At 72.5% G+C, this 13,915-nt stretch carries 13 protein-coding genes; 5 read left to right on the top strand and 8 right to left on the bottom strand.

Annotated features, from left to right (window positions below):
• Positions 1-3: 3 nt before the first annotated feature.
• From ACZ4Z4_RS05765 to ACZ4Z4_RS05750, 4 genes are all read right to left on the bottom strand, one after another.
• The gene (locus tag ACZ4Z4_RS05765) at positions 4-1,422 is read right to left on the bottom strand and encodes a PP2C family protein-serine/threonine phosphatase (protein ID WP_468322689.1); all 1,419 of its coding nucleotides are present in this window, start codon (positions 1,420-1,422) and stop codon (positions 4-6) included.
• Between the two features lie 444 nt (positions 1,423-1,866).
• Complete coding sequence (locus ACZ4Z4_RS05760; protein ID WP_468322686.1) at positions 1,867-2,967, bottom strand: SPFH domain-containing protein; 1,101 nt, start codon at positions 2,965-2,967, stop codon at positions 1,867-1,869.
• A gap of 59 nt (positions 2,968-3,026) precedes the next feature.
• Entirely contained in the window at positions 3,027-3,464 is a 438-nt protein-coding gene (locus ACZ4Z4_RS05755; RefSeq protein ID WP_468322683.1) for an NfeD family protein, read from the bottom strand.
• A gap of 106 nt (positions 3,465-3,570) precedes the next feature.
• Positions 3,571-3,900 (bottom strand): STAS domain-containing protein, encoded by a 330-nt coding sequence (locus ACZ4Z4_RS05750; RefSeq protein WP_468322680.1) that lies wholly within the window; start codon positions 3,898-3,900, stop codon positions 3,571-3,573.
• 379 nt (positions 3,901-4,279) lie between these two features.
• Between ACZ4Z4_RS05750 and ACZ4Z4_RS05745 the strand changes: the two genes are divergently transcribed.
• The 3 genes from ACZ4Z4_RS05745 to ACZ4Z4_RS05735 are packed head-to-tail and all read left to right on the top strand — an operon-like array spanning position 4,280 to position 7,874.
• Positions 4,280-5,815 carry a phytoene desaturase gene (locus tag ACZ4Z4_RS05745; protein WP_468322678.1) on the top strand — a complete coding sequence of 512 codons (1,536 nt, stop codon included), beginning with the start codon at positions 4,280-4,282 and terminating at the stop codon, positions 5,813-5,815.
• Entirely contained in the window at positions 5,812-6,849 is a 1,038-nt protein-coding gene (locus ACZ4Z4_RS05740; RefSeq protein ID WP_468322675.1) for a phytoene/squalene synthase family protein, read from the top strand. The genes ACZ4Z4_RS05745 and ACZ4Z4_RS05740 overlap by 4 nt, the downstream gene beginning before the upstream one ends.
• Positions 6,846-7,874: a DUF5914 domain-containing protein gene (locus ACZ4Z4_RS05735; protein ID WP_468322672.1), complete on the top strand. Its 1,029-nt coding sequence runs from the start codon at positions 6,846-6,848 to the stop codon at positions 7,872-7,874. Before ACZ4Z4_RS05740 ends, ACZ4Z4_RS05735 begins: the two co-directional genes overlap by 4 nt.
• Positions 7,875-7,916: 42 nt before the next feature.
• On the opposite strand, the gene ACZ4Z4_RS05730 is transcribed toward ACZ4Z4_RS05735, so the two are convergent.
• Genes ACZ4Z4_RS05730 through ACZ4Z4_RS05720 form a run of 3 tightly spaced genes read right to left on the bottom strand, consistent with a single transcriptional unit; the run spans position 7,917 to position 11,447 of the window.
• Positions 7,917-9,482 (bottom strand): FAD-dependent oxidoreductase, encoded by a 1,566-nt coding sequence (locus ACZ4Z4_RS05730; protein WP_468322670.1) that lies wholly within the window; start codon positions 9,480-9,482, stop codon positions 7,917-7,919.
• On the bottom strand, positions 9,479-10,207 hold the full coding sequence (locus ACZ4Z4_RS05725; protein WP_468322668.1) for a class I SAM-dependent methyltransferase: 729 nt from the start codon (positions 10,205-10,207) through the stop codon (positions 9,479-9,481). The genes ACZ4Z4_RS05730 and ACZ4Z4_RS05725 overlap by 4 nt, the downstream gene beginning before the upstream one ends.
• Before the next feature lies 1 nt (position 10,208).
• The gene (locus tag ACZ4Z4_RS05720) at positions 10,209-11,447 is read right to left on the bottom strand and encodes a lycopene cyclase family protein (RefSeq protein WP_468322667.1); all 1,239 of its coding nucleotides are present in this window, start codon (positions 11,445-11,447) and stop codon (positions 10,209-10,211) included.
• Between the two features lie 170 nt (positions 11,448-11,617).
• Between ACZ4Z4_RS05720 and ACZ4Z4_RS05715 the strand changes: the two genes are divergently transcribed.
• The gene (locus ACZ4Z4_RS05715) at positions 11,618-12,382 is read left to right on the top strand and encodes a ZIP family metal transporter (RefSeq protein ID WP_468322664.1); all 765 of its coding nucleotides are present in this window, start codon (positions 11,618-11,620) and stop codon (positions 12,380-12,382) included.
• A gap of 10 nt (positions 12,383-12,392) precedes the next feature.
• On the opposite strand, the gene ACZ4Z4_RS05710 is transcribed toward ACZ4Z4_RS05715, so the two are convergent.
• Complete coding sequence (locus ACZ4Z4_RS05710; protein WP_468322662.1) at positions 12,393-12,782, bottom strand: VOC family protein; 390 nt, start codon at positions 12,780-12,782, stop codon at positions 12,393-12,395.
• Positions 12,783-12,964: 182 nt separating this feature from the next.
• Here ACZ4Z4_RS05710 and ACZ4Z4_RS05705 point away from each other — a divergent pair, with 182 nt between their 5' ends.
• Complete coding sequence (locus ACZ4Z4_RS05705) at positions 12,965-13,882, top strand: LysR family transcriptional regulator (protein ID WP_468322660.1); 918 nt, start codon at positions 12,965-12,967, stop codon at positions 13,880-13,882.
• The last annotated feature ends 33 nt before the right edge of the window (positions 13,883-13,915 follow it).

Below are 13,915 nucleotides of genomic sequence, written 5' to 3'. Positions count from 1 at the left end.
CAGTCAGATCCGCGCGGCCAGCAGGCAGGCGTCGTCCTCACGTGGTTCCTCGCCGAACTCCTCGACGACGGTCCGCACGCAGTCCTCCGCCGTACGCGCCCCGGCCAAGCGGGACGCGAGGGAGAGCAGCAGGCCTGTCGCCGTGTCCCTGTCGCGCCGTGGCACCAGGCCGTCGGTGTGCAGCAACAGCAGGTCTCCGGGGAGCAGTTGCTCTTCGGCCTGTTCGTACTTCGCGCCGGAGGTGGTGCCGAGGAGCACGCCGTGCGGTGGCGTCAGCGTGCGTCCCGTCCCGTCGCGGAACAGCAGCGGAGCGGGGTGGCCCGCCTGCGCCCATGTGAGCAGATGTGTGGCGGGGTCGTAGCGGCAGTAGACGGCGCTGCCCAGGGCGGGCTGGACCGTGGCGTCCAGCAGCTGGTTCAGCCAGCCCATGATCTGGTCCGGCGGTGCGCCGGTGACGGCCATGCCGCGCAGTGCGCCGAGCAGCATCGCCATGCCGGAGGTGACGGTGACACCGTGCCCGGTGAGGTCGCCGACGCTGAGCAGCGCGTGGCCCTCGGGCAGCTCCATCGCGTCGTACCAGTCGCCGCCGATGAGCGCGCTGGTCGAGGAGGGGAGGTACCGGCCGGCGAGGTCGAGACGGGTGGGGCCGCCGTGCGGCAGGCGCAGGGAGCCGCGCCACGGTGGGAGGACCGCCTCCTGAAGTTCGAGTGCGAGGCGGTGCTCGGTCTGGGCGATGTCGCGGTGGCGTTGCAGTGAGTCGCGGCTTTCGCGGACCACGCGCTGGCTGCGGCGCAGCTCGCTGACGTCCCGCAGGACCGCCCACATGGAGGCGGTGGAGCCGTCGGTGGCGAGCACGGGCTCGCCCATCATGTGCACCTGGCGCCAGCGTCCGTCGGGGCGCAGGACGCGGAATTCGCCGTCGATGGGCTTTCCGTCGACGAGGCAGTCCGTGACCATCGCGGTCAGCAGGGGCTGGTCGTCGGGGTGCACCAGCGACGGGAACTCGTCGAGGGAGAGCGGGGGAGCGGCCGGGTCGCGGCCGAGGATGTCGTAGAGCTCGCCGGACCAACTGGCCTCGTCGGTGAGGAGGTTCCACTCGGCGCTGCCCACCCGGCTCAGGAGGGAGCCGCGGTGTGACGCCGTGGGTGTCGGAGCGGCCGGTGCCGCGGGCTCCCCGCCCGCCCGCGGCGGGCCGTCCCGCAGCTGTGCCAGATGGTCGTCGAGGTCGTCGAGGTGGTGGACCGCCAGGTCGCACAGGGCTCGCTGCCAGCGTCCCGCCGGGTCCCCGTGGTCGGCCACGGCGTCGCGCCGCACGGCGTCCACGTCGCCGCGGAGCCGGCGTGTCCGCGAGATCAGCGCGTCGACCATGCCGCGCTCGGGCGGCTGGGCGGCTGCGTGGTCCGCAAAGACATGGGGCGGCATGAGGTGCTCCGGTGAAGGTGCGGTGCGACCAACTTGACGGGTGGTGGACCGCTAACGACTTTCGCACAGCGGGGAGTGGGCCGTAAGGGATTTGGCAACACACGATGCGGTGGTGCTTCTGGCATATGCCTATGTCCTGCCGGTATGCGAGGCGAGGGGCTGGAGTCCAGTGCGGAGCAGTGAAGAAAGCGTGGGGCCTTGTGGCGGAATGTGGGGTTCCGGTGGTGGGTCGGGGGTTGGAGGTGACCGTACGTGTCACGCGACGTGGCGGCGGTGCCACACATCGACGCGCCGGCCCGCCCAAGCCGCTTCTGGAAAGTGCGCAGGCTGGGAACTCCCGTACGAATAGAGCCTGTTGGGGCCGTAGAACGGCGCGAAATGGTCGTACTGCTATCCGAAACCGCTACCCGCAACCGCTACCCCATGCCCGCTACCCGATGCCCGCTACCCCTTCTGTCCCCGGCCCGGCGTCTGCGGCGACCGCGCGGCCTCGGCCTCGGCCTTGGCGTCGTTCACCGCCGCGGCGGCCTGCTTCGCCACCTCGTCGGCGGCCGCGGCGGCGTCGAGCGAGAGCGGCGAGCCCGCGGCCAGCTCCGCGCTCCCTTCGGCGGGCGTCCCGTCGGCACCGGCCGCGGCCGCCTCGGCGGGGCGCGTGGTCTCGGGCAGCCCCGTCGACGAGTGATCGCCGAAGGCCGTGGTGACGGTGCGGACGGCCTCCGTCAGCTCGCCGGGGATCACCCAGAAGGTGTTGTTGTCGCTGTTCGCCAGGTGGGGGAGCGTCTCCAGGTACTTGTACGCGAGGACCTTCGGGTCGGCGTTGTTGCGGTGGACGGCCTGGAAGACGCGCTCCACCGCCTTGGCCTCGCCGTCCGCCCGCAGGATCATGGCCTGCTGCGTGCCCTGGGCCTCCAGGATGTCCTTCTGCTTCGTGCCCTCCGCGGTGAGGATCTTGGCCTGCCGCTCCCCTTCGGCGTGCAGGATGGCCGCGCGCTTGTCGCGCTCGGCCCGCATCTGCTTCTCCATCGCTTCCTTGATGGTGTTCGGCGGATCAATGGCCTTGATCTCGACGCGGTTGACGCGGATGCCCCACTTGCCGGTGGCGTCGTCGAGGACGGTGCGCAGCCGGGTGTTGATCTCCTCGCGCGAGGTGAGCGTCTCCTCCAGGTCCATGCTGCCGATGACGTTGCGCAGCGTGGTCACGGTGAGCTGGTCGATGGCCTGTAGATAGTCCGCGACTTCGTACGCCGCCGCCCGCGGGTCGGTGATCTGGTAATAGAGCACGGTGTCGATGTTCACCACGAGGTTGTCCTCGGTGATCACCGGTTTGGGCTGCGACGAATACACCTGCTCCCGCACGTCGAGTTTCGTGTTGACGCGGTCCGCCACCGGCACGACGAGATTCAGGCCCGGCTGAAGCGTCCTGCGATATCTGCCGAACCGCTCGATGTTGTAGCGGCGGGCCTGCGGGACGATGCGCACAGAGGAAGCCACGAGGAAGACGACGACGATCGCCGCCACGAGAATCGGAATGACAACGGGTTCCACACTTCCTCCATTGCCGTAGTTTCAGCTGTTCACGGAAGGAGCTCGCGAGTCGCAGCCGTTCACGGAAGGAGCTCGCGGGGATAGACGATGGCTGTGGCGCCTTCGATCTCCATGACATCCACCAGTGCTCCCGCCGGGATCACATGGCTTTCGTCGAGGGCTCGTGCGGACCATTCCTCGCCGCAGAGTTTGATCAGACCGTGGGACGCGGTCACCTCCCGCATGACCTCGGCCCGCTTGCCGATCAGGGCGTCGCTGCCCTCGTGCGTGAGGGGCGCCTGCGCCATGTGACGCAGCGCGACCGGGCGGACGACGAGGAGGCCCCCCGCTGCCGCCGCGGCGAAGGCCACGAGCTGGCCCGCGAGACCGATGCCCACACCGGAGACCACGGCGGCGACCAGCGCGGCACCCGCCAGCAGTCCGAAGGCCAGGGTCAGGGTGAAGAACTCCGCGGCGCCCAGCGCGGCGGCGGCGACCAGCCATGCGAGCCACGGCATCGGATCAGCCTCCCTCGGGGGACCTGACTACCAAGCTACCTCCGGGACCACCGGAGGGAACAGGCTTGTCCCGGGGCGGTGCGCGCTCACACCGGTTCTTGCGCGCTCACACCGGTTCCTCGGGGGAGGCGGGAGCCAGGCCGAGCCGGTCGGCGGTGTGGGTGCGCTCGATGAGGCGGGCCACCACGGGCCGCAGCGGGCCGTGTATGCCGAAGCCGACACCGGCACGCACGATCTCGTCCTTGGCCTGGAGCAGGGCGCGGAGGCCCACGCAGTCGCAGAAGAGCACCTCTTGCAGGTCTATGAGTACGCGGGTGGGACCGGTGTCCAGGCAGGCGCGGACCGCTTCATGGAGCGTGCCGATGGTGCTCAGGTCGAGCTCGCCGGCGAGGAGGACGACGCACTGCTTGTCCAGCAGCACCGTCTCGGTACGCAACTGCGTACTTTCGTGCGGAGCCGAAATCGCGTTCCCCTTTCGACAGCCTTTCCCGCCGCGCCGGAATCCCGAGGGAGAGGGTGAAAGTTCCGGGTACCCCCGGGCCGCCGAAGCACGCGCCTCCGGATTCCTCGCGCATTCGGAAATCCGCGTGCATCCGGGCAGCGCTCCCGCGCCGAAGTGTTCTGTGTCCCGTATCGATCAAATGGCTGAGAGGACGTGCAATGCGCAGGGGGCAGAACACCCCGCCCGGCGGGTCGTTGTGCCGGAATCGCCCTCCGGTTGCGGGACGATCTCCCCACCGCGTGACCGGTACCACGGCCGGAGAGCCGGGCCCGCCGACCGCCCCAGACGAACCCCGTACCGAAGGCGGGAGCCTATGAAGACCGTTCCAGGGCCGACCGACCACGTCGTGGTCGTGGGCGCCGGACTCGCCGGCCTGTCCACGGCCCTGCACCTGCTGGGGTCCGGACGCGCGGTGACGGTGGTCGAACGCGCCGGGCACCCGGGCGGCAGGGCCGGACTGCTGCGGCGGGCGGGCTACCGGATCGACACCGGCCCCACCGTCCTGACCATGCCCGACATCGTCGAGGACGCCTTCGCCGCGGTGGGCAGGAACATGCGCGACCGCCTGGACCTCATCGCCCTGCACCCGGCCTACCGCGCCAGGTTCGCCGACGGCAGCTCACTGGACGTCCACACCCGGCCCGAAGAGATGGAAGCGGAGATCGAACGCTTCGCCGGCGCCCGGCAGGCCCTGGGATACCGGCGGCTCCGGGCCTGGCTGGAGCGCCTCTACCGGCTCCAGATGCGCCGCTTCATCGACACCAACTTCGATTCGCCCCTGGAGCTCCTGACCCCCGACCTGGCGCGGCTCGCCGCCCTCGGCGGCTTCGGACGCCTGGACGCCCGCATCGCCTCCTTCATCTCCGACGAGCGGCTCCAGCGCGTCTTCTCCTTCCAGGCGCTGTACGCGGGCGTGCCCCCGGCCCGCGCCCTGGCCGCGTACGCGGTCATCGCCTACATGGACACCGTCGCCGGCGTCTACTTCCCGCGCGGCGGCATGCACGCCCTGCCGCAGGCCATGGCCGACACCGCCACCGAAGCGGGCGCCGACATCCGCTACGGGCAGGACGTCCAATGCCTGGAGCGGACCGGCCAACGGATCACCGCCGTCGTCACCGACCAGGAGCGCATCCCCTGCGACGCCGTGGTCCTGACGCCCGACCTGCCCCTCACCTACGAACTCCTCGGCCGCACCCCGTACCGCCCGGCACCGCTGCGGCACTCGCCGTCCGCCGTGGTCCTGCACTTCGGCAGCGCCCGCACCTGGCCCGGCCTGGCCCACCACACGATCTCCTTCGGGGCCGCCTGGCAGCGCACCTTCCACGAACTGACCCGCACCGGCCGCCTGATGACCGACCCGTCCCTGCTCATCACCCGCCCCACCGCCACCGACCCCGGCCTCGCGCCCCCCGGCCGCCAGCTGCACTACGTGCTCGCCCCGTGCCCCAACACCGACATCGGTCCCGGCGCCCAGGACTGGCGGGAGCTGGCCCCCCGCTACCGGGACAGCCTTCTCGCCGCACTGGAACGGCGCGGGCTGACCGGGATCGCCGCGGCCGTCGAGGAGGAGTGCCTGGTGACTCCCGCCGACTGGACGGCGCAGGGCCACGCCGCGGGCACCCCGTTCTCCGCCGCCCACACCTTCGCGCAGACCGGCCCCTTCCGGCCCCGGAACCTGGTGCGGGGCACGGAGAACGCGGTCCTCGCGGGGTGCGGCACCACCCCCGGAGTCGGCGTCCCGACCGTCCTCCTCTCCGGAAAGCTGGCCGCCGCACGCATCGCGGGCCCCCGCCGCTCCCCGGACCTCGCCCCACCCGGCCGCGTCGTCGCCGGGGGAGGAGCCGGATGAACACCCGTGAGCTGGACGCCGCGGCCGTCACCGACCCCCGGCTGCGCTCCGCCTACGACCGGTGCCGCCGCCTGAACGCCCGCCACGGAAAGACGTACTTCCTGGCCACACGGCTGCTGCCGATCGAACGACGGCCCGCCGTCCACGCCCTGTACGGCTTCGCACGCTGGGCCGACGACATCGTCGACGACCTGGCGGACACGGCCTCGACGGCCGAGCGGGCCACGGCACTGCGACGCCTCCAGAACCACCTGGACCACGCGCTGCGCACGGGGACGAGCAGCGAACCCGTCGCCGCGGCCCTGGCCGACACGGCCCGGCGCTACGACATCGACCCCCAGTACTTCACCGACTTCATGGCGTCCATGCGGCAGGACCTCGACGTGTGTGAGTACCCCACGTACGAGGACCTGGAGCGGTACATGCACGGCTCGGCCGCCGTCATCGGCCTGCAAATGCTGCCGGTCCTGGGAACCGTCGTCCCCCGCGAGGAAGCCGCCCCGCACGCCGCCGCACTCGGCACGGCCTTCCAGCTGACCAACTTCCTCAGGGACGTGGGCGAGGACCTCGACCGCGGCCGCGTCTACCTCCCCGGCGAACTGCTCGCCGCGCACGACGTCGACCGCGCGCTGCTGCACTGGAGCCGCGCCACCGGCCGACGGGACACCAGGATCACCGCCGCGCTGATGGCCGCCGCCGCCCTCACGCGCGACACCTACCGCCTGGCGGCACCCGGCCTCGCCATGCTCGATCCGGTCTCACGCCCCTGCATCCGCACCGCTTTCGTGCTGTACGGCGCCATCCTCGACGCCGTCGCCGACGACGGGTACGCGGTCCTGCACCGCAGGGCGGTCGTCCCTCGCAGGCGCCGCGCCGCCGTCGCCTGCGACGGCCTGTGCCGGCTCGCCGCGGCCCGGCTGCGCCACCGCCTGACCGGCGACGGGCCGCCGCCGGTGCCCGAAAGGTTTCTGCACACACCACCGCACCTCACCCACGGCGTGCGTCGCCGACCGTCCCCGAAGGAGCCGGTATGACCGGTGGTTCACGCCCACGTGGCACCGGACGCCTCCCGCTGCGGCTGCGCCGTCGGCCCGTGGCCTGGGAAGACCAGCGCCCGACCTGGCGCGAGGCGAGGCCCGCCGTGATCGCCGCGGCGTCGAAACGCGCTCAGAGCCGGCCGTCCGGAAACTGGTTCGTGTTCGGCGCCACCCGGGACATCGGGGACGACCGGCCCCTGGGCCGCACCGTCGCGGGCCTGGAGATCGTGGTGTGGCGCGGCGCCGACGGAGCGCTGCGGGCGGGCCCCGGCGCGTGCCCGCACCTGGGCGCCCCGCTCAAGGACAGCCCGGTGCGCTGCGGGACGCTGATCTGCCACTGGCACGGACTCGCCCTGGACGGCGGGCCGTTCGGGGCCTGGGAGCCGTACCCGACGTACGACGACGGTGTCCTGACCTGGGTCCGGCTCGACGACGTCGGCGGGGAACCCGCCCTGGACCGGCCCGTGCTCCCCGTGCGCCCGGACCCCGCGCGGAGTGTGGCGACCGTGGTCACCACGAGTGGGCGCTGCGAACCCGAGGACGTGGTCGCCAACCGCCTCGACCCGTGGCACGGCGCCTGGTTCCACCCGTATTCCTTCGTCGATCTGAGCGTGGTCCCCGCGAGCGGTGAAGGTGACGGCGATGACGGTGCCGAGCACGACGCGTTCACCGTCGACGTGTCCTTCAAAGTGGGCGGGCGCGCGGTCGTACCGGTGCGGGCCGTCTTCACCGCGCCGGAGCCCCGTACCGTCGTCATGCACATCACCCACGGCGAAGGCGCGGGCTCGGTCGTGGAGACGCACGCGACCCCGCTGACCGCGGCGGGTGCCGGGCAGCCCCGGACCGCCGTCGTCGAAGCGGTGATCGCCACCTCCGACCGACCGGGCTTCCTCGTCGCCAGGGCCACCGCACCCGCGCTGCGACCGCTGATGCGGGCGGCGGCCGCGCGCCTGTGGCGCGACGACATCGCCTACGCGGAGCGGCGCTGGGCGCTGCGCAGCACGGGCCGCTTCCCCGGCTGAGGCGACCCGCGCCGCCGACGGCCGCGCGCGGGCACGTCCGGCTCAGGTTCCGACCAGCCGGTTCAGGGCCCGCAGGGCGCCCACCCTGCCGCGGGTCGGGACCGACCACAGGGTCTGGCCGCGCAGGCCCCAGCGCTGGAGCAGCGCGTTCGCGGCCAGGAAGCCCGAGGTCACGGCCCGCTCCATCAGCGCGACCGGGAGATCGGTGCGCACCAGGTCGCCCGCGACGGTCAGGGCCGGGTCCGTGGTGCGGACGGTGGGCCGGTCCTGGTAGGTGCCCACCGCGAACAGAGGGCAGTCGGCGCGCCATTCGTGGCGCTCGTCGATGATCCTGGCGTCGCGTGTCTCGGGGTAGACGCGGTGGAGCTGGGTCAGGAGCCGGTTCTGTTCCGCGATGCGGTCGGTGCCGGGCGGGACGGCGTAGGCGTGCAGCTCCACCACCGAGCCGCCGGTGCGCGCGACCCGGCGCAGGGCTTCGCCGTCCCACCGTTCCAGCACGCTCACGTTGTCCAGGGAGCCGTATCCGCTGGTTCCCAGGAACCCCGGGCGGTCGGGGGCGACGGGCCGGTCCAGCCAGAGGCGGGAGACGAGGAAGGCCGGCGCGGTCCGCAGCCGCATGATCCGTTCCCGCCAGGCGCGGTCGGCGAGCTCGGGGGAGTGGGCGACCACGTGCCGCAAACCGGCCGTGTCCAGGGCGAGCACCACGCTGTCGTGCCGCGTCTCGCCGCTCCGGGTGGTGACGCGGAAGCCGCCGTCGGGGGCGGGCCGCACGTGCTCCACCGCGTGTCCGGTGCGGATGTCCGTGCCGTGGCCGGTGAGGTAGGCGGCCAGCGGCTCCCACAGGGCCGCGGGGAAGGGTTCCTGCGGCACGTCGAACAGCAGGCCCTCGCTGGAGCCGAGGAAGTAGATGTGGAACATCAGGGCGAGCTCGGCGGCCGAGAGCCGGCGCGGGTCGGCGAAGAAGCTGCGGGAGAACACCTCGAACGCCAGATGGTGGGCCGCTTCGGGAAAGCGGATGCACTCCAGCAGCTCCTGCGCGCTGAGCCGGTCGAGCCGCCGGTAGACGTCGGGTACGCGCACGTCCATCAGCGGCAGGGCGGCGCGCGGGTTCATGCGGGCCAGGTCGCGCCCGCCGAAGGTGGGGCTCAGCGCGGCGAAGCCGAGGGCGCTCCAGGGCGGGGTGCGCGGCACCTTGGCGAAGCTGTCCCGGTGTCCCGCGCTGTGCCACAGCGGGTAGTCGGGCAGCCGGGTCAGCGTGTCGAGGCCGGGGTCGACGCGGCGCAGCAGGCCGCGCAGGTTGTAGTACTGGCGGAAGAACGCGTGGAAGCCGCGGGTCATGGTCGCCGTGGAGCCGTCGGCGAGCTCGACCGGCCAGCCCGCCAGGCGGCCGCCCAGTTGGTCGTCGCGTTCGAACAGGGTGACCTGGACGCCTCGTTCGGACAGGGCCGTGGCGGCGGCGAGACCGGCGAGGCCGCCGCCCACGACGGCCGCGGTGGGCGGCGGTCCCTGCGCCGGGCGGGACAGACCGGCGGGCGCCTGCCAGACCTGGGCACGGCGGTCGCGGCCGCGGCGGGCCGCCCCGCCCGGTGACGTGGTGCGCCGCTTCACCGGACGGCCTCGCGGGTTTCACCGGCGGAGGCCAGCACGGTGTGCACGATGCCGGTCTGCCAGCCGGGCATCGGCAGGACACGGACTGAGGAGAAGCCGGCCCGGCGCGTACGGGCGGCGAACTCGTCCGCCGTGTCGAAGCCGGTCACGCTGTGGAAGAGGTGCCGGTAGAGGGGCCCGTCGCCGGTCAGGGTGCCGGCGGGCTGCACCACCGCCTTGCAGACGGCGCGCCACACCAGGCGGTCGACCGGGCGGCCGCTGAGGGTGTAGTCGTGCACGGCCAGCCGTCCGTGCGGTGCCATGAGGGCGCGGACCGCCGTGAGGACGGCGTCGGGGTCGGCGAGGTTGCGGAACAGATAGGCGGCGAAGACCGCGTCGAACGGCCCGTGCACGCCCGCCTGTTCGAGCTGTTCGGCGGGGGCGTGCACGAAGGTGACGGTGGGTGGCCACGCCTTCGCCGCGGCGCGGGCCAGCATGCCCGGTGAGGCGTCGACCGCGACGATCTCGGCCAGTGGGGCGACATGGCGCAGGGCGGCGGTGGAGGCGCCGGTGCCGCAGCCGAGGTCGAGCAGTCGCAGTCCGGCGCCGCCCCGGGGCAGCCGCAGGCGGCGGGCCGAGCGGCGCAGGTGGGCGTGGTAGCCGGGGTTGACGGCGACCAGCCGGTCGTAGGTGCGGGCGGCGTGGTCGAACGCGGCGGACAGGCTGTCGTCGCGCAGCACGGTCATCTCAGTTCTCTTTCCGGTCGGCCGGGCGGCCCGTCGTGCCGGGGGAGCGGGCGTAAGTGGTGCGGGTCTTGGGCAGCAGAGGCAGTTCGATGGCTGTGCGCAGCATGGGGCGCACGGGGGTGCACAGTCCGATGGAGAGGTCTTCGCGGGTGCTGGTGCGTCCGTCGAGGAAGCGGAGCAGCCGTTCCATGGGCACCTGGCGGAACAGGCCGGTGAAGAACTCCGCCCCGCTGACGCGTCCGGTGTGCAGGGCCCGGAGCAGGACGGCGTCCATCGCCCGTGACCAGGGGGAGTGGGCGGCGGGCGGCCGGGGGGTCCGGCCCTGGTGGCAGGCGGCGGCGATGGCGCGGGTCTGCCGCTGGACGGCGGCGAAGGTGTAGCCGGTCGAGGGCCGCGTGGCTCCGCCCGCGGTGCCGATGCGGAAGACGGACGGGCCGGTGCGGCGCGGGAAGCGCGCGTCGGTCATGGGGATGACGCCGTGCTCCACCCGCGTGATCTCGTAACGCTCCAGGGCCAGTTCGTGTGCCAGGTAGCGGTGCAGGGCGGTGTCGTAGGCCTGGTCGTCCAGGACGTGGCGGGAGAACTCGGTGTACTCGATCAGGGCCTGACGGGCGTTCATGGGCAGGGCGTAGACGAAGGAGAGCCCGTGTGCGGGCTGCGGGGTGCGGAAGTCCATGAGGTCCGCGACCCGCGGGTCGAAGACCGGGCGGTCGGCCGTGATGAACCAGCCGCGGAAGTGTTGCAGCAACGTGGTGCGTCCCGGCGGCAGGACGCGCAGGGGACGGGAGTCGAACACCCAGCGGGCCCGCAGCGTGCGGGGCCGGCCGGCCGGGGGGCGCAGGTGGAGCTCGGCGCCGCGGTCGAGTTCGCGGATGCCGTCGACCACCCCTTCGAGCCGGACCACGTCCGGTGCGGTGGCCAGGCGGTCGGCGACGAGGGACTCGAAGGACGTGGAGCGCAGCATCTTGTAGCGCAGCGGGGCGGGCGAAGCGGCGACGGCGGCGCCGTCCGGGGCCCTGACCCGCAGGGTGTCCCAGGAGGCCGACAGGGCGGAGTCGAACGCGCCGCCCGGCTCCTCCCAGAAGCACCAGGTGCGCTCGGCGGGCCGCAAGGGGCCCGCCGGGGCGTCGACCAGCACCACCGAGGGCGTCCGGCCGCCGGCGCCGCCGCCTGCCAGGTGGTACGCCAGCGAGAGCCCGGCCGCGCCGGCCCCGACGATGGCGATCTGCGTGTCGAGCATGGGCCCCCTCGCCGGTCACCTCGATGTTCACCGTGCTGTGCACAGCATTCCGTACGAGATCGCCCCATGGATGCACCACCGCGGGCGAATCTCACCATCACGGGTGAATGGGGGGCGTGTGGCGTCGGAGCACGCGCGTGGCGGCCTATGTGTCGGGTACACGGGTTCGCATGACAGACGTCGTACAAGCTGGACTGTGGGGACTCGTGGCGGGCTCCGCGCTGTTGATCGGGGCGGGCGTGGGGTACGGGCTGCGGGTGCCGCAGAAGCTCGTCGCGACGGTCATGGCCTTCGGAGCGGGGGTGCTGATCTCGGCTGTCTCCTTCGAACTGGTCGGGGAGGCGTACGAGCAGGCGGGGCTCGCCCCCGCGGTCATCGGCACACTGGGCGGCGCCGCGGCCTACACCGCGGGGAACGCGTGGCTGGCGCGGCGCGGCGCCCGGCACCGCAAACGCTCGGGCCACCGCAGTTCCCAGTCACAGCCCTCGGAGGCGCAGCAGGCCGGGTCGGGCTCGGCTCTGGCGTTCGGCGCCCTGCTGGACGGAGTGCCGGAGTCCGCGGTGATCGGGGTGAGCCTGCTCGACGGCGGCGCGGTCAGCCTGGTGACCGTGGCGGCGGTCTTCCTCAGCAACGTCCCCGAAGGGCTGTCGAGCGCGGTCGGCATGAAACGCGCCGGCCGCGGCCGCATGTACGTCATGGGTGTCTGGGGAGCGATCGCCGCGGCGTGCGCCGTCTCCGCGGTGCTGGGTTACGCCGTGGTCGGCGGCTTCTCGACCTCCGTCGTCGCGGCGGTGACGGCGGTGGCCGCCGGGGCGATCCTCGCCATGGTCGCCGACACGATGATTCCCGAGGCGTTCGAGGACACGCATCTGGCCATCGGGCTGATCACCGTGAGCGGCTTCCTGGTCTCCTTCGCGCTCTCCCACGCGGGCTGATCGCCCCCGGTCAGTCCTCCTCCGGGTACCAGCGCAGCTCCACGGTGTTGCCGTCCGGGTCCTGGACGTAGAGGGAGATGGCGGTGCCCCGGGCGCCGAAGCGCTTGCCGGGACCGTCGACGACGGTGAAGACGCCGGAGTCGATGACCTGTTGCCAGTCGAGCGGCTCCACCACGAGGCAGATGTGGTCGACGTTCGATCCCTTCGGCTCCCCGTCGGGCCCCACGACGAGGTCGATGATGGTGGTGGGGCTGACCCGCACGGAGGGGAAGGGCACCTGGCCGGCACGCCACTCCTCCACCCGCACCGGCTCAAGGCCCAACGGGCCCGTGTAGAAGGCGAGCGAGCGCTCGATGTCGGCGACGTTGAGGACGAGGTGGTCGAAGGCGATGACGCGCATGAGGGTCTCCGTGAGGTCGGGGCGCCGGGGTGCTCGGCCACCGGGGTGGTCGGCACCGGGGTGCGAGGTGTGGGCCGGCCGGTGACTGTCGTGGCCCGTTGGTGACTTCAGCATCGCCGAGCGGCGATCCATCGGTCCAACGCATGTTTGTCATCCGATCCATCGTGTTTCACGATGGATCGATGGATCTCCAGCAGATGCGTTACGTGCTCGCCGTGGCGGAGACGGCGAGCTTCACCCGCGCGGCCGAGCGGTGCCATGTCGTCCAGTCCGCACTCAGTCACCAAGTGGCCAAGCTGGAGAAGGAGTTGGGTGCGCGGCTGTTCGACCGCACCAGCCGCCGGGTGCGGTTGACCGCTGCCGGGGAGGCGTTCCTGCCCGCCGCCCGGCAGGCATTGGAGGCGGCGGAGCGCGCCCGCGCCGAAGTGGCGGCGGCCACCGGGGAGATACGGGGGAGGCTGACCATCGGATCGATCCCCACTGTCGCGGCCGTCGACCTGCCTGCGGTGCTGCGCGACTACCGCCTGCGCTATCCGGAGGTGCGGATCACGCTGCGGGCGGGCTCCAGCGAACGGCTGGTGGAGCAGGTGCGTGAAGGCACGCTGGACGCCGCATTTCTCGGCGTACAGCCGGGATTTCGCCCCCACGGCGTCCGGGACCACGAACTCGCCCACGGGCGGCACGTCGCCGTGGTCGCCCCGGATCACCCGCTGGCCGCGGAGAAGGAGGTGGATCTGCGCCGCCTCGTCGAGGAGGTGTTCGTCGACTTCGCCGAAGGCAGCGCGGCGCGCGCCCAGTCGGACGAGGCCTTCGCGGCCGCGGGGTTGCGACGCGAGGTCGCCTTCGAGGTGTCCGGCGTGGAGCTCATGGCCCGGATGGTCCGCCACGGACTGGGTGTCGCCCTGCTGCCGGCGCTGTTCTCCGTCGAACTGCACGGCCTGCGGAGCGTGCCGGTCACCAACGGGCCCGTACGAGTGGAGCGCTTGGTCTGGAGCCGGTACGCGCCGTCGCCCGCGGCGGCCGCTTTTCTCGCCCTGTTGGGGGTCGGCGGAGAAGCGGACGGACGAGCTGACGGATCACTGTCGAATATTTCGAACTAAACAGACATTACGGGTTATTGCCCTTAGACTTGT

Source organism: Streptomyces sp. NPDC030245 (assembly GCF_055572995.1).
The sequence above is the reverse complement of the archived record's forward strand: the minus strand, read 5'-3'. Positions and strand labels throughout refer to the sequence as shown.

Coding starts and splice junctions, on each gene's coding strand:
- ACZ4Z4_RS05745 (WP_468322678.1), top strand. CDS start 4,280: ATGAAGACCGTTCCAGGGCCGACCGACCACGTCGTGGTCGTGGGCGCC.
- ACZ4Z4_RS05725 (WP_468322668.1), bottom strand. CDS start 10,207: ATGACCGTGCTGCGCGACGACAGCCTGTCCGCCGCGTTCGACCACGCC.
- ACZ4Z4_RS05715 (WP_468322664.1), top strand. CDS start 11,618: ATGACAGACGTCGTACAAGCTGGACTGTGGGGACTCGTGGCGGGCTCC.
- ACZ4Z4_RS05765 (WP_468322689.1), bottom strand. CDS start 1,422: ATGCCGCCCCATGTCTTTGCGGACCACGCAGCCGCCCAGCCGCCCGAG.
- ACZ4Z4_RS05710 (WP_468322662.1), bottom strand. CDS start 12,782: ATGCGCGTCATCGCCTTCGACCACCTCGTCCTCAACGTCGCCGACATC.
- ACZ4Z4_RS05720 (WP_468322667.1), bottom strand. CDS start 11,447: ATGCTCGACACGCAGATCGCCATCGTCGGGGCCGGCGCGGCCGGGCTC.
- ACZ4Z4_RS05705 (WP_468322660.1), top strand. CDS start 12,965: ATGGATCTCCAGCAGATGCGTTACGTGCTCGCCGTGGCGGAGACGGCG.
- ACZ4Z4_RS05755 (WP_468322683.1), bottom strand. CDS start 3,464: ATGCCGTGGCTCGCATGGCTGGTCGCCGCCGCCGCGCTGGGCGCCGCG.
- ACZ4Z4_RS05740 (WP_468322675.1), top strand. CDS start 5,812: ATGAACACCCGTGAGCTGGACGCCGCGGCCGTCACCGACCCCCGGCTG.
- ACZ4Z4_RS05735 (WP_468322672.1), top strand. CDS start 6,846: ATGACCGGTGGTTCACGCCCACGTGGCACCGGACGCCTCCCGCTGCGG.